At 64.1% G+C, this 25252-nt stretch carries 20 protein-coding genes and 1 pseudogene; 11 read left to right on the top strand and 10 right to left on the bottom strand.

Going from position 1 to position 25252, the window contains the following annotated elements:
* Window positions 1-55 precede the first annotated feature (55 nt).
* From AB2M62_RS03180 to AB2M62_RS03170, 3 genes are all read left to right on the top strand, one after another.
* Window positions 56-646 (top strand): ABC transporter ATP-binding protein, encoded by a 591-nt coding sequence (locus AB2M62_RS03180; protein WP_404339773.1) that lies wholly within the window; start codon window positions 56-58, stop codon window positions 644-646.
* Window positions 647-710: 64 nt separating this feature from the next.
* On the top strand, window positions 711-2219 hold the full coding sequence (locus AB2M62_RS03175; RefSeq protein ID WP_404337747.1) for a GH32 C-terminal domain-containing protein: 1509 nt from the start codon (window positions 711-713) through the stop codon (window positions 2217-2219).
* Window positions 2220-2401: 182 nt separating this feature from the next.
* On the top strand, window positions 2402-3208 hold the full coding sequence (locus AB2M62_RS03170) for a hypothetical protein (protein ID WP_404337745.1): 807 nt from the start codon (window positions 2402-2404) through the stop codon (window positions 3206-3208).
* Between the two features lie 368 nt (window positions 3209-3576).
* On the opposite strand, the gene AB2M62_RS03165 is transcribed toward AB2M62_RS03170, so the two are convergent.
* Entirely contained in the window at window positions 3577-4500 is a 924-nt protein-coding gene (locus AB2M62_RS03165) for a DMT family transporter (RefSeq protein WP_404337743.1), read from the bottom strand.
* Window positions 4501-4583: 83 nt separating this feature from the next.
* Between AB2M62_RS03165 and AB2M62_RS03160 the strand changes: the two genes are divergently transcribed.
* Entirely contained in the window at window positions 4584-5195 is a 612-nt protein-coding gene (locus tag AB2M62_RS03160; RefSeq protein WP_404337741.1) for a CGNR zinc finger domain-containing protein, read from the top strand.
* A gap of 660 nt (window positions 5196-5855) precedes the next feature.
* Here AB2M62_RS03160 and AB2M62_RS03155 read toward each other — a convergent pair.
* The 3 genes from AB2M62_RS03155 to AB2M62_RS03145 all read right to left on the bottom strand — a co-directional run bounded on the left by AB2M62_RS03155 (window position 5856) and on the right by AB2M62_RS03145 (window position 7774).
* Window positions 5856-6032, bottom strand: coding sequence for a DUF3606 domain-containing protein (locus AB2M62_RS03155; protein ID WP_404337739.1), 177 nt, complete (start codon window positions 6030-6032; stop codon window positions 5856-5858).
* Between the two features lie 568 nt (window positions 6033-6600).
* Window positions 6601-7146: a hypothetical protein gene (locus AB2M62_RS03150; protein ID WP_404337737.1), complete on the bottom strand. Its 546-nt coding sequence runs from the start codon at window positions 7144-7146 to the stop codon at window positions 6601-6603.
* A 361-nt stretch (window positions 7147-7507) separates the two neighbouring features.
* Window positions 7508-7774, bottom strand: coding sequence for a GlsB/YeaQ/YmgE family stress response membrane protein (locus AB2M62_RS03145; protein ID WP_404337735.1), 267 nt, complete (start codon window positions 7772-7774; stop codon window positions 7508-7510).
* A 39-nt stretch (window positions 7775-7813) separates the two neighbouring features.
* Between AB2M62_RS03145 and AB2M62_RS03140 the strand changes: the two genes are divergently transcribed.
* Entirely contained in the window at window positions 7814-8191 is a 378-nt protein-coding gene (locus AB2M62_RS03140) for a UvrB/UvrC motif-containing protein (RefSeq protein WP_404337733.1), read from the top strand.
* Window positions 8192-8364: 173 nt separating this feature from the next.
* Window positions 8365-8544 (top strand): hypothetical protein, encoded by a 180-nt coding sequence (locus AB2M62_RS03135; protein WP_404337731.1) that lies wholly within the window; start codon window positions 8365-8367, stop codon window positions 8542-8544.
* A 65-nt stretch (window positions 8545-8609) separates the two neighbouring features.
* On the opposite strand, the gene AB2M62_RS03130 is transcribed toward AB2M62_RS03135, so the two are convergent.
* From AB2M62_RS03130 to AB2M62_RS03120, 3 genes are all read right to left on the bottom strand, one after another.
* Window positions 8610-9110, bottom strand: a complete 501-nt coding sequence (locus AB2M62_RS03130; protein ID WP_404337729.1) for a DUF1543 domain-containing protein — start codon at window positions 9108-9110, stop codon at window positions 8610-8612.
* On the bottom strand, window positions 9107-10780 hold the full coding sequence (locus AB2M62_RS03125) for an FAD/NAD(P)-binding protein (protein ID WP_404337728.1): 1674 nt from the start codon (window positions 10778-10780) through the stop codon (window positions 9107-9109). Before AB2M62_RS03125 ends, AB2M62_RS03130 begins: the two co-directional genes overlap by 4 nt.
* Window positions 10781-10888: 108 nt before the next feature.
* Entirely contained in the window at window positions 10889-11677 is a 789-nt protein-coding gene (locus tag AB2M62_RS03120) for a hypothetical protein (protein WP_404337726.1), read from the bottom strand.
* Between the two features lie 1095 nt (window positions 11678-12772).
* Between AB2M62_RS03120 and groES the strand changes: the two genes are divergently transcribed.
* The 5 genes from groES to AB2M62_RS03095 all read left to right on the top strand — a co-directional run bounded on the left by groES (window position 12773) and on the right by AB2M62_RS03095 (window position 19022).
* Window positions 12773-13087 (top strand): co-chaperone GroES, encoded by a 315-nt coding sequence (gene groES / locus AB2M62_RS03115; RefSeq protein ID WP_404337725.1) that lies wholly within the window; start codon window positions 12773-12775, stop codon window positions 13085-13087.
* Window positions 13088-13140: 53 nt separating this feature from the next.
* A complete protein-coding gene (gene groL / locus AB2M62_RS03110; RefSeq protein ID WP_404337723.1) occupies window positions 13141-14760 on the top strand; it encodes a chaperonin GroEL in 1620 nt (539 codons plus the stop codon).
* 219 nt (window positions 14761-14979) lie between these two features.
* A complete protein-coding gene (locus AB2M62_RS03105) occupies window positions 14980-16071 on the top strand; it encodes an AI-2E family transporter (protein WP_404339771.1) in 1092 nt (363 codons plus the stop codon).
* 654 nt (window positions 16072-16725) lie between these two features.
* Window positions 16726-18414 carry a serine hydrolase domain-containing protein gene (locus AB2M62_RS03100; protein ID WP_404337721.1) on the top strand — a complete coding sequence of 563 codons (1689 nt, stop codon included), beginning with the start codon at window positions 16726-16728 and terminating at the stop codon, window positions 18412-18414.
* 251 nt (window positions 18415-18665) lie between these two features.
* Window positions 18666-19022, top strand: coding sequence for an ArsR/SmtB family transcription factor (locus AB2M62_RS03095; protein WP_404337719.1), 357 nt, complete (start codon window positions 18666-18668; stop codon window positions 19020-19022).
* Window positions 19023-19451: 429 nt separating this feature from the next.
* Here the strand turns inward: AB2M62_RS03095 and AB2M62_RS03090 are convergent.
* From AB2M62_RS03090 to AB2M62_RS03080, 3 genes and pseudogenes are all read right to left on the bottom strand, one after another.
* Window positions 19452-22726: pseudogene (locus AB2M62_RS03090) on the bottom strand (error-prone DNA polymerase).
* Window positions 22726-24537 carry a DUF6504 family protein gene (locus tag AB2M62_RS03085; protein ID WP_404337717.1) on the bottom strand — a complete coding sequence of 604 codons (1812 nt, stop codon included), beginning with the start codon at window positions 24535-24537 and terminating at the stop codon, window positions 22726-22728. The pseudogene AB2M62_RS03090 and the gene AB2M62_RS03085 overlap by 1 nt, the downstream one beginning before the upstream one ends.
* Entirely contained in the window at window positions 24455-25231 is a 777-nt protein-coding gene (locus AB2M62_RS03080; RefSeq protein WP_404337716.1) for an ImuA family protein, read from the bottom strand. The genes AB2M62_RS03085 and AB2M62_RS03080 overlap by 83 nt, the downstream gene beginning before the upstream one ends.
* Between the last annotated feature and the right edge of the window lie 21 nt (window positions 25232-25252).

Below are 25252 nucleotides of genomic sequence, written 5' to 3'. Positions count from 1 at the left end.
CGTCTTCCTGTTCGACGAGCCGCTGTCGAATCTCGACGCCTCGCTGCGCGGCCAGATGCGGATGGAGATCGGGAAGCTGCATCAGACGCTCAAGAACACGGTGATCTACGTCACGCACGACCAGGTCGAGGCGATGACGCTGGCCGACCGCATCGTCGTCTTTGAAGGCGGCTATATCCGGCAGGTCGGGACGCCGATGGAACTTTATGAGCGGCCAGCGAACCGCTTCGTGGCGGGCTTTATCGGGACCCCGACCATGGGCTTCCTCGAAACGGTAGCCGCCCATCGGGGTGTCGAGGGACTCGCTTTGTCCCTCGCAGCCGGACAGCCGCCGATCGCCACCCTTCCCGCCGCCGAACCGCTCCCAGGTGGAACCGCGGTCACCCTTGGTATTCGTCCCGAACACTGCCGCATCAGCGATCCGGATACGGCAGTATTGGTCGGTACTGTCCTGATGCTCGAGCGCCTCGGCGCCGATACCTTCGCCTTTGTCGACCTGCCCGGCACCGCCACGCCGCTTGCCGTCAGGCTCGGCACCCAGGACCGAGGCGTCTCGCCGGGACAGCGGGTCGGTTTCGATTTCGATCCGGCATCGGCGCATGTGTTCGATGCCGAAGGCAACAGCCTTTCCAGCACCGCCTGCTGACCAATCTCTTTCCTCCTGCCGCAAGATGGATCTCATGCTGACACAGCCAAACCCCGAAGGCGAAATGGACGACGCGATCGGCACCGAGCCTTTTCGCCCGCAATATCACTTCACGCCCCGGCGCAACTGGGTGAACGACCCCAACGGCCTCGTCTATTTCGAGGGCGAGTATCATTTGTTCTACCAGTATAATCCGCACGGCATGGATTGGGGCCATATGAGCTGGGGCCATGCGGTCAGCGCGGACCTGGTCAGCTGGCGCGAACTGCCCGTCGCCATCCCGGAAACCGACCAGATGATCTTCTCGGGAAGCGTGGTCGTGGACCGGGACAATGTCTCCGGGCTTGGCGACGGCAAAGCTCCGCCGCTGTTAGCTTTCTTCACGGCTTTTGACGAGCCACGCTCCATCCAATCGCAGCATCTCGCGGTCAGCCATGACCGCGGTCGCACCTTCGCCCATTATGCCGGCAATCCGATCATCGATCTCGACCTCGCCGATTTCCGTGATCCGAAGGTCTTCTATCATGCGGAGAGCGAGGCCTGGATCATGCTCGTGGCGCTCGCGCGCGATCACTATATTCAATTCTATCGCTCGCAGAATCTGCTCGACTGGACGCTCGCCGGCAGCTTCGGCCCGATGGGCTCGACGAGCGGCCAATGGGAGTGCCCGGACCTTATTCGCCTGTCCGTCGACGAGGATCCCGCAAACTCTCTTTGGGTTCTGAAAGTCGATGTCGACGTCGGGCTCGTTGATGGCGGGTCGGGCGCGCAATATTTCGTGGGGCGGTTCGACGGACATCGCTTCACGGTAGACCCAGAGATTGGCAGCCCGTCCGGGGGACTTGTCGACCAGGGACCGGATTTTTACGCCGCGGTTACCTGGTCGGATCTGCCGCCGGAACAGCCGAGTCCGGTGTGGATCGGATGGCAGTCCAATCATCAGTCGGGCAAGGCCTATCCGACCTATCCGTGGCGGGGCGCAATGTCGCTGCCCCGGGAACTCTACCTGTTCTTGGAGGGCGAAGAGCTGAAGCTCGGGCAGCGCCCGCTCAAGGCCCTTGCGAGCCTGCGCGGCGCCGAAAGGCGCGGAGTAAGGGGCTCGCTTGCGGCAGCCGCCTCGCAGGCTTCGTTCGCGCCCGAGAAATGCTTTTGGCAGGACATCAGCCTAGGCGGTGACGCCGACACGACAGGAACCGTATCGCTGACCGATGGCCATGAGACCCTGCTCACCGTCACCATTGCTTTTGGCAGCAAAGAAATCTCGTTCGAACGTCATACGTCCCAGCTCGCTCCGGTGGATTTCTTCGAGCGGAAGACGACCACTCAGTTGCCGTTCTGCGATCGGGTCGATCTGCAGATCCTGGTGGACGGCGCGCTGGTCGAGATCTTCGTCAATGCCGGCCGCCGCGTATATTCGGCGTCGCTCTTTGCGAGCGACGGCATGTCAACGGGCATCGAGTGCCTGACAGGAACGCTGCGCGTAGAGCGGGACGATCTCGCGCTGATGCAGCGTTCGATCGACTTCCACGCCCAGGAAGGAGATGTCAGCCGTGAGCACCGTGAGAGGCATTAGTGGGGCACTCAACGACCTGAGTTGGGCCGGTTGCTGACTGGCAGGTTTGGACCCGAAATCCGCAAAGACGGACGTCGCCCGGCCTAGAAAAGACGGCATTTGTAACTCGTTTGCAGCCAAATAAATGGTCAGAGCGAACCAGCCTCATTGACCTTCGGAATGAAGCGGATCAGGCTTTGACCATGCCAGCGTTCGATCATCACCTCTTACCACTGATGCCACCCGCGACGAAAGATGAGATAGATCGTCAAACAGTCTTGGGAACAGTTTTCTGGTCAAGTAAAACAGGACAAGAATTAGTCGTGAGGCTAATTGGAGCCGAGGAGCGCATATTTGTGGTCGCCGTCACCGTGCCAGAAGCTAACCGCGACAATCCTCACCTGGGAATATGGCTCAAGCAGATCAAGGAAACAATGCTGACAGCTATCCGGTTAACCGTCGATGCCGAGGCCGCCCCGTTCTTCACGGGCGCGGGTTTTCTAACGATGATGTCACCCACAGACTGCCCAGAGCCGCGCTACGAAGTCATGATCGCCAACACGATCAATGAGGATTACCGCCTGAACGCCGGAAATGTGATAGGTTTCTATCAGCAGATCGCGAAGAAGGAAATCGCGCCAATTGCTTCGCTGCTCTCCGACGCACAAATTCCTGCAATGCCGCCGCAATATCGGGTCCTGTCACTCGTCCGTGCTATCGAGCTACTGTGGCTCGATGAACATTCACGTCGAGAAGCTCTATCTCTCTGGCAAACACGCTACGAAGAGCTCAACATCGGCACACGTCCGCTCGAAAGCGAGCTTCACGTGCTACGGACAAGGTGCGCTCACGGAAAGAGTAGGGGACGGGCCAATCCTGAACCATTCGTCGGGATTGGCTACGGCGAGAATACTTTGATGCAGCTTGTGCGACTATTGCGCAGTATCGTTGTCACCGAGATGGCTGATCGCTGGCAGATGGAATTTGGGGGCGACATTCTGACGCCCTAATCTCCCTGACGCCCTAATCTCCGCCTGCGTGAGCTAAGGTAACATCCTAAGAAGTACGCGAATGGCTGCTTCGAGGTCTCGGCCATGTATAGCGGAATGCCCGAGATTAGGGCGCAAAGCTGCCATCGACGGCGCCCCTGAACCTCCCCCCTCCCCCGCGCACTCCATCCCCGGCAGCGGATGGTCACCCGCCAGGGCCGAGATCCAGCGCAGCTGGAGCTCCGCCGGCGCAAAGCGCCGACAGAGCCGCGGTGCCCGCAGCGGGCGGCTGCCCCCCGGACCGACGCCAGGACAGCCCCCAGCCAACCCGCCCAGCGCGCATCCGCACCTGTCTAGGAAGCGACTCAGCGATCACCGTGACCGCAATTTCACACGTACTCGGGTTGCGAACGATCCTTCATTGCAAGCCACGCGGCGGCCAGTAGAAAAACGATGCCGCACACCTCCAGACCGCCCAGGCGCTCGCCTCGCAACACTGCTCCGAGCGCAACAGCAATAGGTGGCGAGACGAAGGCGTACATGCCCGCCTGGGACGCGCCGAGATCCCTTAAAAGTCGCATGAAGATCAGATAGCCGACCAGCGATCCGAAAATCACGAGGAAGAGCCACCCTGACCAGGTCTTCACGCCCCAGTCCAGGCGAGTTGCGGCCGTGAATCCGGGTTCAATCAGCCTCGAGAGCGGCAATAGAATAAGACCGCCGAGGAAAATGGTCGCGCCCGAGACCGCAGTCGCGGAATAGCGGCGAAGCAAGGGGCGGCTGATGACCGATCCGAGACCGTAGGTCAGGGCGGCAGACGCAACCGCAAGTGCGCCGAGAATCCGAAGGGTCGCCCCCTGATGATCTTGCGTCCAGGCCTGCCAGGCGGTTGTCCCGAAGAGCAGGAGCAGGCCGCACAGCCCCAAGGCGATCGCGGCGACCTTGCGATACGAAAACGCCTCCTCCCCCATGGCCAGGGCAAATCCGAGAAGCGCGACCGGGGTGAGTCCCATCTCTATGACCGCGGAGGTGCCGCTATCCGTATAGACCATCCCCCAGAAAAGCGCGCCGTAGCACAGCACGATCAGGAGCAGCGCCGCGGCAAGAAGTCGAAGGAAATCCGTTCGCGCGACGGGCCATTGCCGCGACAGGATCGACGGGACCAGGAGGATCGCGCCCGCGACAGTGAAGCGTGAGCCGGCCAGAAACAGCGGTGGCAGGCTCTCCAAGCTGGCCTTGGCGGCGATCCACGTCGTTCCCCAGATGACGCATAGGAGCAGAAAGGGCCTGATCTCTCGCGCTCGTGATTGCATCACGCATCCTATGTAACGGGTTAAATCACTTTATCCCGTTATAACCCCCTTGCCTTTGTCAGGTTGCGTGCGAAATTGGCGCGGTGGCACAAAAGGATATCTCGCAAATCCGCATCGTCGGCGGACATCCGGCCCTGGACTTCGTAAACACGGTGGATGCGAGACGGGATCGTTGGGGGCCGGACGCACTCGCCAGCTACCAAGACCTGTTGCACTGGGCGGAGCGCGTGCGCGTCGTCACAGCAGAGGAAGCGGTCGGCCTCCTTCGGCTCGCGGCGGTGAACGTCGATGCGGCTGACCAGGCGTTCCAAAGCGCAATCGCGGCCCGCGAACTGATCTACCGGATCTTCCTCGCCGAAGCGCACGACACGCTACCGGGACGCGAGGACGTCGATTGTCTCACCGCCTTTGCCGAGACGGCCATTGCTGCTCGCAGCTTCACGCTTGGAAGCGAAGGCTATGGCTGGCGATGGCGGCCTGACGATCTTTCCACGATCAGCGACCGCCTCGTCTTCTCGGCTACGGAGTTGCTCGTGGACCGATCCAGGCGTGCGGTCCGCGAATGCACCGGCAGGAACTGTGGCTGGCTCTTCCTCGATCAATCGAAGGGTGGTCGCCGGCACTGGTGCTCGGAAGCGGGCTGCGGCACCCGCGAGCGGGTGCGACGCAAGCGCGACGCCCAGAAAGCGCGCTAGCCGGCCTGCGTCTGGCGGTCGCGTGCAGGATCACCATCCTCGGTGATTCCCCCACCGCGCCACCGCGATCTTACGAGGGCGGCGTGCGGTGCGCGAGCGTCAGCAATCCCACCGCGCTTTGGGATGCGATGCGCACGGCGCTCGACGCCGGCACCTAAGACGATGGCGGCTAGGAGGAACTGCCAATGGGCGTACTCCATCTCTATCCGGCAGACCTCATGCCCTGCGCGAACGACGAGTAGGAGCGGCTCACTCCACCGTCTCCGGGCGGCCAGCCTACTCGCCGGTGTGCCGGAGGTCCGCCGCAGATGTCACCAGCGGGCCGAGCAGATCCGCCGGGAGACTTTCGTCTTCCAGCATGTTCGAGAGTGGATGCACAGCACCTCAGGGGCAGGGCTGTGGCCGGCCCGCCCGAGTCTGCATTACGGACAATATCGTATGTGCGGCGAGACCGTGGGCTTTATCCTGTCTCTCGAACGGCGCGCTTGGTCCGCGTTCGACCGGTGCGCGCCAAGCCCAACTTGCCAAGCCGCCTGTCGATTGCCTCGCCCGAACGCGAAAGCGTCGCTGCCATTTCTGGCAACGACGCTCCGCTGAGGAGGAGAGCCCTGAGCTGCTCATCCTCCTCGTCCGTCCAAGGTAGGCCCCGGCGGATCTGGATCACTTGTTCAGATATGCGCGCACCGCGTCGGCGTTGTTCCCGACAGCATTTACCGCCTCCTGGAGGCGCTCCTCTGATACGCCGAGCGTCCCGGTCCAATCCTGGACCTCATAGTCCTCGCTCATGCTGATGCGGTCGCGATCGGGCGAACCTACACTGTTCTTGTCGTCGGACATCCAAACCTCCCTGGTTTACGACGCCATGAATCCATCACGCCAACCTGTGTTCCCTGTGAGTCCAAACGAGATCGTTGGCGGAACGTTCACGTCGCCCTACCCGCTGTGTGATTAGGTCCGATGGCGGATTGCGAGAGCCCAATGCCAAATGCTGTCGTCTACTATCGCGCACGCGCTGCACGAGAGTTGGAAATCGCGGAGGCGATGGGCGAGCGGCCCAGCGCCCGCGCCCATCGAGAACTTGCCAGGCTTTACCAGCGCAGGGCCGACGAAGCCGAAGAGCGGACGCGCAAGACAAAATTGTAGGAAATAGCGCTTCACCGCACGAGCGCGCCGCGCGGCAGCCCGGATTGCGCCCGCCCGATCGCCGCTCGGGCGGTGCTACGTGCCAGTCCACGAGGTCATAAAACGGACAGGCGACCAACGTCGCAAGAGGATGGCGGACGCCGTCATCAACGCAACCGACCGGAATGAATTTGCGGCCGCCGGAACGCCTGTCGTCAGCGATTCGCGATTGTCGTTCACCACGATGGCGTCGCATTGCGGCGAGGGGAACAAACTGGTCCGGCTAGGCCTCTCGCCAGCGCGCCATCGCGCGGTCGTACCGTACTTTCTCCGCGTCTCGCTGTGAGCGCGCCTCCTGCAAATTGGCCTTCGCCGTGCGCTCAGCGTCCTCGCGTTCCCGCGCAAGCTTGCGCTCACGCTCCCGAAAATCGCTCGAAATTCGTTCCGCCGCGCTCCGTGCCGTTTTGAACGCCTCCTCCGCCTCATCGAGCGCCTGTCGGTCCGGCTTCGGCTTCGGCCTTGTGGGCGGTCTCGGCTTTCGCACCGTTCGCGCGGCCGTCGCTCGCTTCCCACCCTCCCCGGGTGCCGCGGCCAGCTCGAGCGCCGCGAAATGCTCCGCCTCGCTCCCGCGCAGACGCTTTATGACTTTGCCAGGGTGCGCGAGCGGTTCTTCTCCGAGCTTTTCATCGGTGACGATCTCGGCGGCGCCCCGCGCGAACAGATTGACGTCCGAGCCCCAGGCCTCGACGGCCGCCTTCATGCTCGGAGCAGCAACATAGGCGTCGTGAAACCCGATCGCGGTTCGAAACACCTTGAGCTTACGCGGCATCCCCGTGAAACGCCCCCGCTTCCCCATCGGCTCCCGCTGCCCGACCACCCCTCGGCGCCTCAGGTCCACTCTAAGATGGCTGCCGGCCGCAAAGCCGAATTCTCCACCCCCGCATAGCCGGACGCGATCCAGTTTGGGATCAGTGCGCCGATGTTGCAAACCGCGTCGGATCAGCCCGCACGCGCGCCAGGGACCGCAAGTGGAGCCAGTTCGATCTGGGGCAGGCCGGAAACCCCGCTCACTATGGTCGGGGTCAGCGCGGCAGCGGCTCTATCGACGCGAGACGCCGATAGAGCCACAGTATCCGCGCGCAGGGCAGCCGCCCGCGCAGCAGGCAGACGCCCTTCCCGGCGCCTTCAACTCAGCGAACGCTCTTGCGCTGCACCAGATTGAAGATTGCGAGGAGCACCACGGCACCGACAAAGGCGATGAGCAGCCCGGTCACCGAGAATTCCTGCACGCTGCCCCGAACGCCGAAGAGCGGACCGGAAAGCCAGTTGCCAATCACCGACCCCACACAGCCGACGACAATGTTGAGGAGGATGCCCATCGAGGCATTGCGGCCCATGACGATGCTGGCGAGCCATCCGGCGACGCCACCCACGATGAGTGCGATAATCCAACCCATTGTCATTCTCCCTGTTCAGACAGGAAGCGGAATCCCCGGGTGCAGCCATTGTTCCGCGGCTGTAAAGATCACGCGGCCAGAGCCGTCGCGCAGCTGCCGGGGCATAGCGGCAACGCTGCGCGTTTCTCGCTGATGACCGAAACAATCACCGACCTGCAACACCGCATGGAAGAAGCTGCACAAGCGATGGACTTCGAGGAGGCGCGCCGACTGCGCGACCAGATCAACCTTATGCGCGGCGGCGCCGCGCGCGCGGAGGCCGAGCAGGCCGACACATCGGGCCTGACGCGCCAGCAGCCCGGGGCGATGGGCATCGGGACGAACCAGCAACGCGTGACCCCGCCGCACGGCTGGAAGCCGCCCCGTAAGCCCGATCCGATGGTGAGTGGAACCAACCGCCGCGGCAAGGGACGCTGAGTCAGCAGCTTATAGCGAGACCGGATTGTCGAGCGCCGACACGGTTGAAATCCCTACCATAGCGGCTGATCGTACGGCGTCGGCCGCGGTGGATCAATTCGAGCGACTGGAACCGGGCAGCTTCGACAGGGTTCTCCTTAAGTAATTATTTTAACGCCGATAAGGAGAGTCTGATGAGCATCGAAGGCAACATCAAGGAAGCCGCTGGCTTTGTGAAGGAAGAGGCTTTCGAGCACGGCACGTCTGCCGGAAGCCAGAAGAAAGCCCAGGAAGGCCGCGACCTTCGCAATGAGGGCCGTGTCGAGGACGGCAAGGCGCCGAAGATCACCGAGCCCGGCTCTGGCGCGAAGTAAGCTCGCCTTTCAGGTGCGATGAAGCGCCGCCCGAAAGGGCGGCGCTTCTTGCATGCACGCCGTTGCTATTTGAGCGGGGTGTAGCGGCAGGTGAACTGCGGAGCGGTGGCATCCTGCGCAGGGCTCAGATGGATATGCAGCCGGTCGCCGATCCTGCCGTCGAGCGCGAACGCCAGTTCGGCCTCGTACATGTCGTCGCGGTGCGCGTCCTTCCACCCCTGGATCGTGGCCATGGCACGCGCCTTAGCCTCCTTCATCGACGCGGCGACTACGAACATATTCTTGTGCTGCTCGGCGAAGTCCTTCCCATCATACCCGCCCAGGTTCACGAACCAGAGCTTCTCGGCAGCATTGGCGGGCTCGGGGCGCAGCGTCACTGCGTAGCCATCGACCTGGCTGATCTCGGCCCAGCAATCGATGTGCAGCGTCCCCGGGCTTCCCCACCACTCTGCGCGCAACTGTGCATGGGTATCACGGATCCTCTCAGCGACGATGAAGCGGACATCATGGACCTCGATATGCGCCGAGGGATGCTCGCCGCCGATATAGATCGCGAACAGCTTCATGCCCTCTTCTCCTGGCATACAGCACCCTCCCCTCCCGCGCTGCCTGTCGCAGCAACCGCTGCGGCCAGCTCCGCGCCCACGACATTGCCCATTTCGTAAGAGCTGGTGATTCCCTGGATGAACGGGTGTCGCTCGAGAAGAAAGGGAATGCTGAGGCAGAACAGGCGATCGCGCGCCGGATGCGCGCTCACCGGATGGAATTGCGCGTCGACCACGATACCCTTGATACTGGCGGCATCGTCCTCGGCAGCGTCGCGCACCACCTCCTGCTCGAGCAAGGTCGGGAAAGGAAACGCCTCCGCCGCCAGCGGACGCTGCCCGGTCGCATCGATGAAAGCCGGAAAATGCCGGCGCTGGCCGTGCATGGTGACGACCGCGCCAGATTCCTTGCCATGGGTATCGATCCGATGATCGTCACCGAGCGCGGTGACATCGAGATGCCCGGTCCGATGAAGTGCGAGCAGCCGCTCGATAGAGAGATGCGGGACCGTCGCATATTCATCGACGAAGACGGGCTTGAGATAGCGGTTGAACCGTTCGAGCGCTTCTTCTTCCAGATGCGGTACGATGAGGCCGAGTACCTCGTGCATACGCAGGATCGCATAGCGCCAGGGCACCGTATATTCGCGGGCGAAGTTGACCCGGGCCTCGGCAAGATCTGCCTCGGCCCATTCAAAGGGATCAGCGGCGATGCGATCCACGAAATAGCGGTCGGCGAATTCCTCCAGCGAAAGCGCGTCCAGTCCGACCCTCGCCGCATAGTCCGGATCGGCCGCGCGCAACTCCGCGCGGAAAAGGTCATAGGATCGGTCCAGGAGTTGGTCGCAATCCGCGACGACCAGCGCCTCGATTGCCTCGGGGGTGCAGATCGACAGCGGCTCGTAGGGGATCGGATGATAGAAGTCTGATTCAGGAAGCAGGCCCTTGCGCGACATCATGGTGATGCAGAAGCCCTCGGCGCCAGGGTGGATGCGATAGTCGATCGACTCCCCTTCGGTCTCGATCAGCGTGCCGTGCGCGACCGCGAGCGCGACCGCCGCATCGATCGCGGTCAGTGAACTGCCGCGGATACCGATCGCGACCGGCGGGATCCTCTGGAGCGCGGTGGCAGGCCAGGGGCTCAGGAAATAGCCGGGCCGCACTTCGGGTTCCTCGGGCCATTGATGCCCGGTCGCTAGCACGACGCGATCGTAAATCCGTTCGAAGGCATCACCCCTTCGCGGCGAAACGGCCAGGTGCAGCCCGTCGCTGGCGGCGCTAATGTCCGTCACGCGGCAGCTGCTAGCGATCTCGACGGCGATGCCCCGTCCGCGCGCATCCTCTAAGAGACCGTTGAACTGGTCGAGGAAATATTCGCCCAATGCCAGCCGTGGATAGAAGGCATGCTCGTCGATCTCGTCGGGATCGATGCCGAGCCTGACGAGCCGCGCTCGCGGCTGGCGCGCAAGCCATTCGATCAGCGTCTCGCCGATCGGGGGGATTTCGATACTGGCGATATTTGACAGCATCGCCGGGTCATTCCAGCCTGGACGATAGGGTGTCCCGAGCCCGGCGCGCGGCTGCTCCTCGAAGATCGTAACCTCAGCCGCGCCCGTCATGCCGCGTAGAAACGCACAGAAGGTATAGATGGTGGTCGGGCCGGCTCCGACGAAGGCAATCGACAGGGACATCGCGATCACAATGCCTGACGAGCGCTACGGTGCCACGGCGCAGCGTTGCGCGCCAATCTTCCAGTGGCTGCGTCCGCCTCGATGGGTTGGTCCTGCCTGAGTTCGCCGCTAGGCAGCAGCAAAGGATTTGTGCCTGGCGTTCGACCGCATGGTTCCTTTCCTCCACGCCCAGATCAAAAGCACAGCCGCGGTGGCGCCTGCCGCCAGCGACAGGGGAACCGAGGGCAGCTCCGCCAGAAGCGTCACCCACCGGTCCCAAAGTTGCGACATTCCGACCGTCTCGAAAGCGATCATCTGGGCGGCTGTCGCGGCAGCCGCAAATCCAAATCCGAAACGGGCGGCGCGAGATCGAGCGGCGAGCGACAATGCGATGACCAGCGTGATCGCCTCAGCAAGTTGGAAAGCCAAGCGGAAGCCCGCAAAGCCAGCCCATCCTCCGTGAGGGAAGCCCGGGACCGCCGGGAATAATCGCCCGATGATCGGTGGCAGCACAAGCAGCGCCGTCGCCAGCATCGCGGACGCATGCGCCTCGACGCGGCGACGATGGAGGAAGGCATAGACAACCATGACGACGACCGAGGGACCCGCGATCATGTCGGCGACCACAAGGCGCGAACCAAAAGCGGAGTGAAACGGGTCGGCTTGCGTCTTCCAGAGGATCGCCATGCCTTGCAGCGCGAGCGGACCTGCGGCCGCAAAAAGCGGCAGAACGACGAATGTCGCTAGACCGAAGGCGCGATGCCAAACGATCTTCCCAGCACGCATCGCCCAACTCTGGGCGGTCAGAAGAATCAGCCAAGCGGTCGCCGTGATCCCATGCGCGTGCAGAGAGAATGGCGCCTTGGACAACTGCCCCCAATAGCCCGGCCAGAAAGCGACGGCGATCAGCGGGAACAAGCCCAACAACCACCAATGGGCGTTACGATATGGCATTTGGCACCCCCAACCATACGCTACCGAATGCAGCTGAGCATGCAAGTCTGCCGAAGCGGTCGTGAGTCCGCTGTAGCGAATGTGAAGCGTTTCAGTGCCTATCGCTCTTAGCCAGATCGACTGAACCGCAAGGTCAGCTACAAAGAGGATCACGCCCCACAGTATACGCCAACACCTGACCGACGGGTCTCCGGCCGCGTGCCGAAAGGCGGCACCAGGCTTCATCGCGCTCCCGCGCGACTTCGCTGCGGAACGGCTGCACAGCTCTGATCGCAGCCGCCACGAGCCGAGGCAGAGTACTCGGGAGCGGTTCGCTAGGCACACGCCGCTGAACGGACAACCACTTTCTCCTTGGCAGGGCGCTGCGCAGGACGAGGGTGGCGGGCATGCGTGAAGTCGCGCATCGTGCACCCGATGCTCAGGCGGCATGGGCGGCTTCGATTGCCGGTCATCAGTCCGCGCGGCAAGAGGCGCCAGCTACAATAGGATTTCAAACCCCAAGGGCGCTGGGCGCCACCAGTGCGGTCAAATCACGCAACGAGCGTTGTCATTGGTGCTGTGCGGTTCGACCTTATGAATTCGGAACAAAGCATTTTGACCGGGTAGTCCTAGGCAGGCCTCACGCAGACCCGCTGCCCGCCTTAACTCCTGATGCGGAACGTAAAATTCGGATAGCAGTTTTGTCCGCCAAGATGCCGACATTACCACACGATAAACCGAGTTCCGTGGTCGCCGAGGAGGCCGAAGTGCTAATTAGCGGTCCGGGTGGGGTAGCTTTGTCTCTCACGCCGGAGGCAGCCATAGAGACGGCATTGCGCATGCTCGCGGCGGGTCAAACAGCTTCAAGTCAACGCGATGCCAAGGACTGCCGCCAACGGGACTCTACCGATACGCAGACATAAGCGGCGCCAATATCAAAAGGCATCACCGCCAACGTGCATAAAAAAATGTCATCCCGACCTTGAACCGAAAATTCGGGCTTCCTAATTCGCCGCCGCCCGCCGTTGCAAGCCAGCGTCGGGCGCTTTGATATCATGCTTATGCAACTGGAGGTTATGCATGCATTTCCGCCCCTTGCACGATCGTGTGCTGGTCCGCCGTATCGAAGCCGAGGAGAAAACCTCGGGCGGCATCATCATCCCCGACACCGCCAAGGAAAAGCCGCAGGAGGGCGAGGTCGTCGCCGTCGGCCCCGGCACGCGGGATGACAGCGGTTCGCTCGTCGAGCTGTCGGTGAAGACCGGCGACCGCATCCTGTTCGGCAAATGGTCGGGCAGCGAGGTCAAGATCGATGGCGAGGACCTGCTCATCATCAAGGAGAGCGACATCCTCGGCGTGATCGAGACTCAGGCCGAACTCAAGCAGGCGGCCTAAGCGCCTGCTTCGCTCAAACCATCAGGAAGGACACAAGAAAGGAGTTAGCCGATATGGCTGCCAAGGAAGTGAAATTTGCGTCGGACGCGCGTGACCGCATGCTGCGCGGCGTGGATACGCTTGCGAATGCAGTGAAGGTGACGTTGGGCCCCAAGGGCCGCAACGTCGTGATCGAGAAGAGCTTCGGCGCGCCGCGGATTACCAAGGACGGCGTCACCGTCGCCAAGGAGATCGAACTCGCCGACAAGTTCGAGAATATGGGCGCGCAGATGCTGCGCGAGGTCGCCAACAAGCAGAATGACAAGGCCGGCGACGGCACCACCACCGCGACCGTGCTCGCCCAGGCGATCGTCCGCGAGGGCTCCAAGGCCGTCGCCGCAGGCATGAATCCGATGGACGTCAAGCGCGGCATCGACCTGGCCGTCGGCGCCGTCGTCAAGGATCTCGAAGCGCATGCCAGGCGGGTCAGCGCCAACAGCGAGATCGCCCAGGTCGCGACGATCTCCGCCAATGGCGACGAAGAGGTCGGCCGCATCCTGGCGCAAGCGATGGAGAAGGTCGGCAACGAAGGCGTCATCACCGTCGAGGAAGCCAAGAGCCTCGAGACCGAGCTCGAGACCGTCGAAGGCATGCAGTTCGACCGCGGCTATCTCTCGCCCTATTTCGTCACCAATACCGAGAAGCTGCGCGTCGAGCTCGACGACCCCTATATCCTGATCCACGAGAAGAAGCTGGCGAACCTCCAGGCGCTGGTGCCGCTGCTCGAGAAGGTCGTGCAGTCGGGTCGGCCGCTGCTGATCATCGCCGAGGACGTCGAGGGCGAGGCGCTCGCCACGCTGGTGGTCAACAAGCTGCGCGGCGGCCTCAAGGTCGCGGCGGTCAAGGCACCGGGCTTCGGCGACCGCCGCAAGGCGATGCTCGAGGACATCGCAGTGCTGACCGGCGGCAATGTAGTGAGCGAGGATCTCGGCACCAAGCTTGAGAACGTTACCATCGCGATGCTCGGGCGCGCCAAGAAGGTGGTGATCGACAAGGACAATACGACGATCATCGACGGCGTCGGCACCAAGGCCGACATCGACGGCCGCGTTGCCCAGATCCGCCAGCAGATCGAGGCGACCACCAGCGACTATGACCGCGAGAAGCTGCAGGAGCGGCTTGCCAAGCTCGTCGGCGGGGTCGCGGTGATCCGTGTCGGCGGCGCGACCGAGGTCGAGGTGAAGGAAAAGAAGGACCGCGTCGACGACGCGCTCCACGCCACTCGCGCCGCGGTCGAGGAAGGCATATTGCCGGGCGGCGGCATCGCGCTGCTGCGCGCGCTGAAGGCGCTCGATGGCCTCAAGGCAACCAACGACGATCAGCAGTCGGGCATCGACATCGTACGCCGGGCGCTGCGCGCGCCCGCGCGCCAGATCGCCGACAATGCCGGCGAGGACGGGGCGTGGATCGTCGGCAAGCTTCTCGAGAGCGAGGACTATAACTGGGGCTTCAACGCGGCGACCGGAGAATATCAGGATCTGGTTGCGTCGGGCGTGATCGACCCGGCCAAGGTGGTGCGTACCGCGCTCCAGGACGCCGCTTCCGTGGCCTCGCTGCTGATCACGACGGAAGCGCTCGTCGCCGAGCTGCCGAAGGAGGAGAAAGCCACGCCGATGCCGGCGATGGATTATTAATGAAGTCGAGGAGCGCAGCATCGCTGCGCTCCTCAGTCCGCCGCTGCGCCACCAAGGGTTAGATTTGCGGCGCCAGGACCAAATTGCGGATCCACCAGCGGTTCGCAGCCGTCGCCCGACAATAACAAAGGGCGCATGCATCGATCGTTACGCCGTCATGGGTCCTCTCCAGACCCTGCTACGTTACAGGTGCTCAGAATAATGGAGCTGCACCTGGAGATGACATTGTCGCGTGAGAAAATTCAGAATGGGGGCCTGATCCTGTTTGTTGCGATGATCACGATCGGTCTCGCGATCGTGGTCTCGGGATTCCTTGGCGCACTCCTCTGGGCGTCCCTGGCGGCGATGATGTTCCAGCCCCTTTTCCAGCGGATACTCGCTCGCTCGCCGGGTCATCGGAACCGGGCGGCGGCAATGGCGCTGATCGTCATCACGGTCGCGGTTATCATCCCGGCGCTAATCGTCGGTAGCTTGGTCGTGGATCAGGCTGCGGGCGTCTATGGGCAGATCCGCAGCGGTCAGATCAATTTCGCAGTCTATTTCGAAACGATTGTCAGCGCGCTGCCGCTGCGTCTGCAGACGCTATTGGACAGTTATGGGCTCGGCAGCTTTGAGCTTGCCCAGGCGCGCATCTCCCAGGCGCTTGGGAATAGCGCGAGCAGCTTGGCTGGCCGGGCGCTTTCTATAGGAGCCAATGCCGCGTCCTTCCTGCTCGTGTTCGGGGTTGGCCTGTACGTTACTTATTTTCTGCTTCGAGACGGCGAGCGCATCGGGCCCGCCATTGTTCGCGCCTTGCCGCTGGAACCGGCCGTAGCTGAGCGGCTGACCGACAAGTTTGTGGCAGTCGTCCGCGCGACGATCAAGGGATCCGGCGTCGTCGCGCTCGTGCAGGGCGCGCTTGGGGCCATCACCTTCTGGATCGTCGGGCTTCCCGCAGCCCTGCTATGGGGCATGCTTATGGCAATCGCGGCTCTGTTGCCGGCGATCGGACCTGCGATCATCTGGGCGCCCGTGGCAGTATACCTCCTCGCCACTGGCGAACTCTGGCAGGCGGTCGTCGTGACCGTTTCAGGCGTGCTGATCATCGGATTGGCCGACAATATCCTGCGGCCTATGCTGGTGGGTCGGGACACCGGCATTCCCGACTGGCTGGTGCTTGTCACCACGCTTGGTGGAATCGACCTTCTCGGGCTGAGCGGAATCGTCGTCGGGCCAGTTGCCGGCGCGCTGTTCATCTGCGGATGGCAGATACTCACCGAGCAGCGAATGGGTGGCGTATCAGCGGAAGGCGTCGCCACTGAGCCTTCCTAATCCCTACCGTTCCGGTGCGGCACAACAAACGCGTGACGTGTCGCGAAGCCCGCTTCATTTCAGCCAGACCGCGCCCTTGGGTGCAGTCGCACAAAAATGGAGCGTTTGCTGGCAGCGATTTGATGGCTCAGTTGCTCCTACAGGGAGAGTGAACTTGTGAAGCGTTGTCGGCTGCTCCATGCTCGACCCGCCGGGGGACCCGGCACCGGAGCGGCTTTGCACCCTCTTTGCCGCTCCGGTTCGAGTTTGCTCTTTTTTGAAGGCAGGGTGGTTGGTGGAATGGCTCCGCAATTCGCCGAGGAGCAGCAACACGCAGGTGCGGATGACCCGAGCCGCTACTAACCGCCACACGATCAACTCAAACGCATGGCAGCTTGCCGGATCGACGGCCGAATAGTGCGCCGTGGCATCTGGAGGGCGCGAAGTTGCCTCCCACACCAACGCCCGTGGCCCGCGCTCCCCCTTATTGTCATCCGTCAGGGCCGAGACCCAGGACAGCTGACTTCTATCGGCGCGAAACGGCAAATGAAGCCGAGGCTCCCGCGCAGCGGGCAATCGCGACTGGCACATAGTTCCTAAGTGGACTGGCAGCTCCTGGGGCGGTTTACGGTCCGTCCGCTTTCGGGTCCGACATTGGACAAAGCTGGTGTTGCGATGGCCGATTTTTACATCTCCAGAGCGTTGTGCCCGAGCGGCGATTGTGTGACTGCGCGATGGCAGCCGCTACGCCGGCCTGCATTCAAGTCCAGCCCCCTCTCCCGCTGTGGTAAAACGTTCATGATGCGATGCTTTCTGCTGCCTTGCGCGACATTCCTGCTGTGGGGCCACGGCGCGCAAGCCCAGTCAACGTCGGCGACAAGCGTCGATGAAGCCAAGCCGGCGACTGTCCAAGCCAGTATTGCGAGGGTTGAGCGCGGACTCTCCACGCCCGTCGTGGTAAAAGGCGCGCGTGCGCAGAAGATGTCACTGACGGAGCGTATGGCTTTCTATCAAGTCCCCGCCGTCAGCATTGCCGTGATCAATAATGGCCGCATCGAATGGGCCCGGGCTTATGGCGAAGCCGATATCGCCAGCCATCGCCGAGCTACCGTGAGAACCCTTTTCCAGGCGGGCTCCATCAGCAAGTCGCTCACCGCCATCGGGGCCTTGCGCCTGGTCGAGCAGGGCAAGCTCGCGCTGGATGGAGACGCGAACCGCCAGCTTACTTCCTGGAAAATTCCGCAGAACGACTATACCCGCTCCAAAGCGGTCACCCTGCGCATGCTGCTCAATCACAGTGCCGGCATGACGGTGCACGGATATTCCGGGTATGCGCAGGGGCAAGCGGTACCGAGCCTGTTGCAGGTGCTCGACGGTGTTGCGCCTGCGAACTCGGATCCGGTTCGCGTCGATCTCGCACCGGGAAGCACCTGGCGCTACTCCGGTGGAGGCTATGAGATCGTCCAGTTGATGGTCAGCGAGGCCAGCGCGCAGCCGTTCGACCGCTACATGAAGACGGCCGTTCTGGATCGGATGGGTATGGACCAGAGCAGCTTCGCGCCGCTGCCTGCCGCTCAGCACAGCCTGACGGCAACGGCATATTATGGCGATGGCAAAGCCGTCGGAGGTGAATGGCATATCTACCCGGAATCTGCGGCTGCCGGACTTTGGAGTACGCCCACGGACCTGGCGCGGGCGGTGCTCGAGGTTCAGCAGGCCGAAGCCGGGAAGTCCGACAAGATCCTGTCCCAGAATATGGCGTCTTCGATGCTGATGCGCGGCCTGGGCCAGTATGGCCTGGGTTTCTTCGTCGACAAGGTGGCGGACCGCACAAGCTTTGGCCATAGCGGGGGCACCGTAGGTTTCCGGTCCCAGCTCTACGGCTATACGCGCTCCGGCCAAGGCGTGGTCATCATGACGAACAGCGACAATGGCGCGGCCCTGATCGACGAAATCTTGGGCAGTATCGCCGCCGAATATGGATGGCCCGAGTTTAAAGTCATTGAGAAGACTGCGATTCCCGGTGATGCCGCCGCTAACGGACAGGTCGCAGGCGACTATCAATTGCTGGACAAGCCAGCCCATATCGTCGCCGAAGGTGATCGCCTGTTCTTCCAGAGCGACTTGTTCGGCGCCAGGCGCATGGAGCTGTTCCCGGAATCGAAGTCTGCATTCTTCATGACGGCGCAAGACATGACAATTCTGTTCGAACAGGGCGACGATGGCGCGGTCGTTGGGTTCAGCCTCCTTCGTGGGGGAATAGCTACCCGGCCAAAAAGACCCGCTAAGGGGAGACGTACCCAAAGCGCTATTTGTCGCCTATTGCCGACAGGCAGGTCGTGCCAACAACCACGGCGTCCCTGAGGGGCCGTTTTGCTTGCTCACTTTCAATCGAAGCTGGGGCAGCGAAATCGACCCTGACTAGCTTTCGCAACCGCGAGCGACCGAACTGCGATCAACGTGGCGAATACCCGGCCCGGTTCTTCGATCATCGGCAAATGGCCCGAGTTCTCGAACCAAGGGGCAGTCTATTTCGAAGGCGCGGATGGCCCAGCGATGCGCCGGATGGGGTGGGACTACCTGCTCGACACGATCGCTTCAGAAATGCAGTCCGCATGATGCAGCCTGCCGTAGAGCCTGCCCGCTCGTCGAGAGTCGACCTTCTGTTTCACGCGCTCGGTGATTCCAATCGCCGTTGCATCGTGAGTCGTCTTGCGGACGGCCCGGCGAGCGTTTTGGAACTCGGTGCGGTACTGGCTGTCAGCAAGAGGGCAATAGGCCAGCATCTCGCAGTTCTCGAGGAAGCCCAGCTTGCCCGCTCGACCAAGGCTGGGCGGGTGCGCACCTGCCAATTCGATCCGGCCGGGCTCGAGCCGTTGCAGGGTTGGATCGACTATCACCGCCAGGAATCGAATGAGCGGCTGAACCGCCTCGGTGATTTGGTCAGCGCCACGGTTTCAAAGGAAGGCTGAGCCTGATTATCGGCCTCTGCTAAAAGCTGCAGTTCGAGTTTTCACTGAGTATCGGCAGTACGTGCCGCCTCGTCCATGCGCCTGCGGCATGAGGGACGGCAGCTTGCACCATCTAGATGGTACGTTGGAATGTCGGGGCTTCGGGCAAGCTGTCTCCCGACGCCAAGCATCACCCCTACTCCCGCTATTCCCCGCTCCGGCAGCGGAACGTCACCCGTCAGGACCGAGAACCGGTCCATCTGGAGCTCGCTCGGCGCAAGGGGCCGATCCGCGAACGGGCAGCAGCCCTCACCACCTGCCGCACCCACGTCGCTCGCGACTTCGCAACGCGCCCACCGGCCCTCGCTCCCACCAGAGAGCGCTGCGCGCGCGGCCTAGGCCAACCCCGCCGAGCCGGTGATGTCGGCCATTCAAACCGACTCTGTGTATTCAATGGAAGTCGTGGCTCCGCACCTTGATCAAGTCCTCCGGATCGGTGCCGTTCGGGAAGGGTGGCGGGCAGAGATCTCGTGGTCCTGGGCGCCAGCCCACCTCCCCCGGTCCGGAGCACCCGCGTGGGTCGCGCCGTCGCCCCGCCCGAAGGTCACGGGCATGTCCATCCGCCCGATCGAGCGCAGCATGTCGTCACGCGGCACTACTCGATCGACGATGACGTGGATGACTTCGCCTTCCTTCTGGAGCCGCCCGCGTAAGGAAACCATCGAGGCCGACATTACGACGCGGCGCTGCTTCTCGAATTGGTCGGGCCAGAGAATGCCATTGGCGACGCCGGTCTCGTCTTCGATGGTGATGAACAGCACACCGCGCGCGGAGCCCGGGCGCTGGCGCACCAGGATCACGCCGGCGACCTCGACATGGCGCCCGTCACGTATGCTCGCCAGGTCGGCGCAGCGCACGATCTTCTGGGCAGCCAGCTGGTCGCGCAGGAAGGAGAGCGGATGCGCGCGAAGCGTCAGCTGCAGCGTGCGATAATCCTCCACCACCTCGCGTCCGTCGGTCAGCGGCGTCAGTGCCACGTCGGGCTCGTTCCCCTCGGGGGAGAACCCGCCCTCGCGGGCATCGGCTGCTGCGAATAGCGGCAGCGGCGCCTCGCCCAATCCCTTCACCTTCCACAGCCCCTGTCGCCGATCCTCCGCGATCGCGTGGAAGGCATCGGCCTCTGCCAGCCGCTCGATTGCGACCCGCGGCACGCCGACCCGTCTCCAAACTTCCTCCACGCTTTCATAGGCGGCCTCTCCCCGCGCTACCGCGATGGCAGCGCCGTGGATGTTGGCGAGGCCGCGCACCTGCCGAAAGCCGAGCCGAACAGCGAGATGGCGCCCCCTGCCCGGCTCCAGCGTACAGTCCCAATGGCTGTGGTTGATCGAGACGGGCCGTACCTCGACGCCATGCTTGCGCGCATCGGCGACGATCTGGGCGGGCGCATAGAAGCCCATGGGCTGGGCATTCAGGAGCGCGGCGCAGAAGACGTCGGGATGATGATGCTTCATCCAGCAGGACGCATAGGCGATCTTGGCGAAGCTCGCGGCATGGCTCTCGGGAAAGCCATAGCTCCCGAACCCCTCGATCTGCTTGAAGGTGCGCTCGGCAAAGTCCTTGGGATAGCCGCGCGCGATCATGCCGCCGACCAGCTTGTCGTAGAAATGGCTGACGCCCCCGGTCAGCTTGAAGGTCGCCATGGCACGCCGGAGCTGGTCGGCCTCGGCTGCGGTGAACCCCGCGCCCACGATCGCGACCTTCATTGCCTGCTCCTGGAAAAGCGGTACGCCCAATGTCTTCTCGAGCACGGCGCGCAGCTCGGGCCTGGGATATTCGGGCTTTTCCTTGCCCTCGCGGCGCCGCAGGTATGGATGGACCATGTCGCCCTGGATCGGGCCCGGGCGCACGATCGCGACTTCGATGACGAGATCGTAGAAGCGGGCCGGCTTCATCCGCGGCAGCATCGACATCTGGGCGCGGCTCTCGATCTGGAAGACCCCCAAGGTGTCGGCCTTCTGGATCATCTTGTAGACATCAGGGTCATCATCCTGCAGGTCGGCCATGCCTACGCGTACACCTTTGTGCTGCTCGAGCAGGTTGAAGGCGCGGCTCATGCAGCCGAGCATGCCCAGTCCCAGCACATCGACCTTCATGAACTTCAAGGCGTCGATATCGTCCTTGTCCCATTCGATGATCTGGCGGTCCTCCATCCGCGCCGGCTCGATCGGCACGAGATCGTCAAGCCGGTCCTGGGTCAGCACGAAACCGCCCGGATGCTGGGACAGATGCCGCGGCGTGCCGATCAATTGCCGGGCAAGTCGCAGCGTCAGCTTCAACCGATGATCGTTGGCATTGAGATTGAGACTCTCGATCTGTTCGTCCGAGATCCCGTCCATCGACCAACCCCAGACCAGGCCGGTGAGCATCTTGGTCAGGTCGCGCGGTAAGCCGAGCGCCTTGCCGGCCTCGGCGACCGCGCCGCGCGTGCGGTAGCGGGTCACCACCGCGGTCAGCGCCGAGCGATGCCGGCCATAGGTCTCGTAGATCCACTGGATGATCTCCTCGCGGCGCTCATGCTCGAAATCGACGTCGATATCGGGCGGCTCCTTGCGCTCGCCGGAGACGAAACGCTCGAAGAGCAGCTCATGCTGGATCGGATCGATCGAGGTGATGCCGAGCAGGAAGCAGACACAGCTGTTCGCCGCCGACCCCCGCCCCTGGCACAGGATGCCGCGCCTGCGGCTTTCGTTCACGATCGAGCGGACGGTGAGGAAATAGGGCGCATAGCCGAGCTCGCCGATCAGGCGAAGCTCATGCGCGATCTGCCCGGCATAGGCAGCGGGCACGCCGTCAGGGAACTTCGCCGCCGCCGCTTCCTCGGTGAGGATGGCAAGCGCTTCCTGCGCGGTTCTCCCTGCCATCACCTGCTCATAGGGATATTGATACTGGATCTCGCCGAGGTCGAAGGTGCAGGCCGCCGCGATGTCGGCGCTTGCCCGGATCGCATCCGGAAAGGCAGCGAAGCGCCGCTCCATCTCCTCGGGAGGCTTGAGATGCCGGTCCATGAAGCGCTCGCGCCTGAACCCAAGTGCATCGACGGTGGTCTTCTCCCGGATCGCGGTCACCACGTCCTGGAGCGGCCGGGCCTCAGGGCTGTGATAGAGGATGTCGCCCGTCGCGACCGGGCGAACGCCCGCGGCCCGCGCCATCGCGTCGAGCGCATGCAGGCGCGCGGCATCGTCGGGCCGCCGCCGCCAGGACAGGGCGCAATAGGCCCGGCCCTCGAACAGCCGGGCTAGGTCGGCGAGCTGCGTCGCGGTCTCGGTATCGGGTAGATCGGGCAGAAAGATGCCGATCAGATTCTCGGAATGATTAGCAATATCGCTCCAGTTCAGGATGCAGCGCCCCTTGCCGCCGCGTGCCTTGCCGATCGAGAGCAGCCGGGTCAGCCGCGACCAGGCCGGGCGATCGGCCGGGTAGAGCAGCAGCGCGCGACCGTCGGTCAGGTCGACGCGCGCGCCCGGGATCATCCGCACGCCGGTCGCCTTCTGGCCGTCCCAGCCGCGCACGACGCCGGCGACGCTGCTCCAGTCGGCAAGGCCCAGCGCCTTATGCCCCTGCAAGGCAGCCGCGGCGAACAGCTCCTCCGGCGCGCTCACCCCGCGCAGGAAGGAGAAGTGGCTCGTCACCTGGAGCTCGACATAGGTGGTGACGGGCGCAGCCATCAGCCGAAGAAACCATGCAGGTGCCAGCTCAAGTCGCCGGTCTCCGACTCGACGCCATCGCCGCGCCGGAACAGCCAGAAGCGCTGGCCGCCCTCGACCTCGACCCGGAAATAGTCGCGGACCGCCCAGAGCTCACGGTCGGTACGCCACCATTCGCCATGGATGCGCTCGGGACCATCGCCGGCGACGACACGGTACGCCTTGCCGCGCCAGGTGAAGCGGCGCGGCGGATGATCGGGGAGCAGCGCCACGACATGGGTGAGAAGCTCGGGCCGGCGCAAAATCCGGACCGGGCGCTTCCAGGCGGGCCATCCGGCCGGATCGCTGAGCGGCCCCAATCGCCGCACGGCACGCTCGGGGACATCGCTCTGCTCGAGCCCCAGGCGGAACACGGCGCCCTCGCCCGCCCGGCCGGTCAGCTGGTCGATCGCGGGCGCGAGGTCGGCAGCGTCCTCCTCGCTGGAGAGCAAGGCGCCGGCGGCACGGGCACCCAAGGGCTCGCTATGCGGCACGACCAGCCGCATCGCCTCGATCCCGAGCCCGGGCTCGAGCCGGTCGATGCGAAGGCCGAACATGCGGACCAGATGCCTGGCATCGCGGGTGGCCCGCGAGGCGCCGATCGAGAGATGCTGGTCGGCGCCATCGACACGTTCGGCGGTGATCACCGCGGCGCGCACCCCGAGCCCGCGCCGCTCGAGCACCGCGACCAGGTCGCCGACCAGATCGGCAATCACCTGCGCGATCGCTTGGGGCGTGCCGATCGGCTCGAGCAGCCGGCGCGAGACCTCGGGGGCTTCGAAAGGAATGACCGGCACGATCGGCTCGGCGGCGCGCCCAAGCGCCTGATCGAGACGAGCGACAGTCGACAGGCCCAGGCGCCTGGCCAGCGGCCCGCGCGGCATCGGCAGCAGGTCGCCGACGCACTCAAGCCCGAAGCGTGCGGCGGCGGCCAATGCCTGGGGCTCGAGGCGAAGCGCGGCGACCGGCAGCCGAGCCAGCGCGGTGACTTCCGCGCCCGGCTTCAGGATCGCGACCGCCTCGCCGCCATAACGCGCCAGCGCATGGGCCGCGCCGGGCGCGCCCGCGATGGCGATCCGCCCGGTGAAGCCCAGGCGCGCAAGGAAGCGCAGCACGCGACGGCAAAAGCGTTCCTCCCCGCCGAACAGATGCGTGGTGCCGGTCACGTCGAGCCAGATGCCGTCGGCGCCCGAGACGCTGGCAACCGGAGTCCAATGGCCGACGGCATGCAGGGCCAGCCGGCCAAGCCAGTCCCTGTCCCCTTCCGCATCAGCCTCGTGGACGTCGAGATCCGCAATCAGCGCGCGAGCATGGGCCGCGGCCATGCCGGGCAAGAGATCCAGCGACAGGGCGACCGGGCACGCGGCCGTCACGATCTCACGCTGGCCGACGCGCTCGATGAGCACGGTCGGGCGCTCCCAAAGGGGCCACGCAGGCTGCGCGAACGGGGCCGGCCCGCGCCCGCCTTCATCCGGGCGCATGGCGCGAAAGGGCGGATCGGCCGCTTCGGAACGCCGGCCCAGCTCCCGCATCGGCGGGCGCTGGTGCGCCGGCAACTGGGCGATCTGCGCCGCATCGGCTTCCCGGCCGAGCGCGACGCCTTGCGCCCAGCGCGCGCCGGGCCGCCAGCCGCCGCCGCGCGGCACCGAGCAGGCGCCTGGATCGTCATCGATCGGCGGCGCAAGCAGCGGCGCAGGGGACCAGGCACGCTCAGGCGGCGCGGCGGGCCGCTCCAGCCGCCGCAGCCGCTCGATCGGGAGCTGTGGCAGGTAGAGCGAGGCGACCCTGGGCATCGCAGGCCTCGACAATGAGAGAAAAGGGATTGCCGCCGCGCTGGCGGACGAGATCGAGCGACCAGCAGCTGCGTCCGACCCCGGGATGGGCTAGCGGCACCGATGGCGCGCAACCGATCCGCCAGCGCGTGCAGGCAGCCGAGGGCACCTCCAGCGGATCGCGCGCCTTGCGGGCCCAGCGCCGCAGCAGCAGCATCGGGGTGCGGCCATCGGCGGCGGCGAGCTGGAGCCGGCGCGTGGCGGTCTGGTCGGCAGACTTCACCTCGGCGACGACGGCGGCAAAGCTGCCGTCGCGCAGGCAATCCTCGGCCAGGGCAAGCGCCATCACCTCGTCCTGGCCCTCGCAATAGAGCAGCTTGGAGGGCGACAGCCCGGACTGTTCCAGCCCGGGCGCATAGAGATCGAAGCGGGTCAGCGCCCAGGCGACTGCGGCACCGGGCTCGGCGGCGAAGCCAGCAGCGGCACCCGCGACGAACAGGGTGGCGGCCGCATCATCGCCAAGCGTTGGCGACGCCGCAGCGACCTCGTGCAGCCCACCCCCGTCCAGCCCGCCATGGGCAAGCCTGGTGTCGATCGCCTCGATTCCGAAGCGCAGCACCGGCGCTCCGCTCGCCACGGGCACGGCAATGCGCTCCTTGAGCTCGGCAAGTAGGCGTGCGCGGTCGGTGACGGCAAAGGCGGGTTCGGTCTGCATAAGGAAACAACGACTCGTTCG

This window comes from Sphingomonas sp. MMS12-HWE2-04 (genome assembly GCF_044881185.1).
In the GTDB taxonomy this organism is placed as follows: domain Bacteria; phylum Pseudomonadota; class Alphaproteobacteria; order Sphingomonadales; family Sphingomonadaceae; genus Sphingomonas.
This window is presented reverse-complemented; position numbering and strand designations above follow the sequence as displayed.

Coding starts and splice junctions, on each gene's coding strand:
- AB2M62_RS03180 (WP_404339773.1), top strand. CDS start 56: ATGCGGATGGAGATCGGGAAGCTGCATCAGACGCTCAAGAACACGGTG.
- AB2M62_RS03175 (WP_404337747.1), top strand. CDS start 711: ATGGACGACGCGATCGGCACCGAGCCTTTTCGCCCGCAATATCACTTC.
- AB2M62_RS03170 (WP_404337745.1), top strand. CDS start 2,402: ATGCCAGCGTTCGATCATCACCTCTTACCACTGATGCCACCCGCGACG.
- AB2M62_RS03165 (WP_404337743.1), bottom strand. CDS start 4,500: ATGCAATCACGAGCGCGAGAGATCAGGCCCTTTCTGCTCCTATGCGTC.
- AB2M62_RS03155 (WP_404337739.1), bottom strand. CDS start 6,032: ATGTCCGACGACAAGAACAGTGTAGGTTCGCCCGATCGCGACCGCATC.
- AB2M62_RS03150 (WP_404337737.1), bottom strand. CDS start 7,146: ATGCCGCGTAAGCTCAAGGTGTTTCGAACCGCGATCGGGTTTCACGAC.
- AB2M62_RS03145 (WP_404337735.1), bottom strand. CDS start 7,774: ATGGGTTGGATTATCGCACTCATCGTGGGTGGCGTCGCCGGATGGCTC.
- AB2M62_RS03135 (WP_404337731.1), top strand. CDS start 8,365: ATGAGCATCGAAGGCAACATCAAGGAAGCCGCTGGCTTTGTGAAGGAA.
- AB2M62_RS03130 (WP_404337729.1), bottom strand. CDS start 9,110: ATGAAGCTGTTCGCGATCTATATCGGCGGCGAGCATCCCTCGGCGCAT.
- AB2M62_RS03125 (WP_404337728.1), bottom strand. CDS start 10,780: ATGTCCCTGTCGATTGCCTTCGTCGGAGCCGGCCCGACCACCATCTAT.
- groES (WP_404337725.1), top strand. CDS start 12,773: ATGCATTTCCGCCCCTTGCACGATCGTGTGCTGGTCCGCCGTATCGAA.
- groL (WP_404337723.1), top strand. CDS start 13,141: ATGGCTGCCAAGGAAGTGAAATTTGCGTCGGACGCGCGTGACCGCATG.
- AB2M62_RS03105 (WP_404339771.1), top strand. CDS start 14,980: ATGACATTGTCGCGTGAGAAAATTCAGAATGGGGGCCTGATCCTGTTT.
- AB2M62_RS03100 (WP_404337721.1), top strand. CDS start 16,726: ATGGCCGATTTTTACATCTCCAGAGCGTTGTGCCCGAGCGGCGATTGT.
- AB2M62_RS03095 (WP_404337719.1), top strand. CDS start 18,666: ATGATGCAGCCTGCCGTAGAGCCTGCCCGCTCGTCGAGAGTCGACCTT.
- AB2M62_RS03085 (WP_404337717.1), bottom strand. CDS start 24,537: ATGCCCAGGGTCGCCTCGCTCTACCTGCCACAGCTCCCGATCGAGCGG.
- AB2M62_RS03080 (WP_404337716.1), bottom strand. CDS start 25,231: ATGCAGACCGAACCCGCCTTTGCCGTCACCGACCGCGCACGCCTACTT.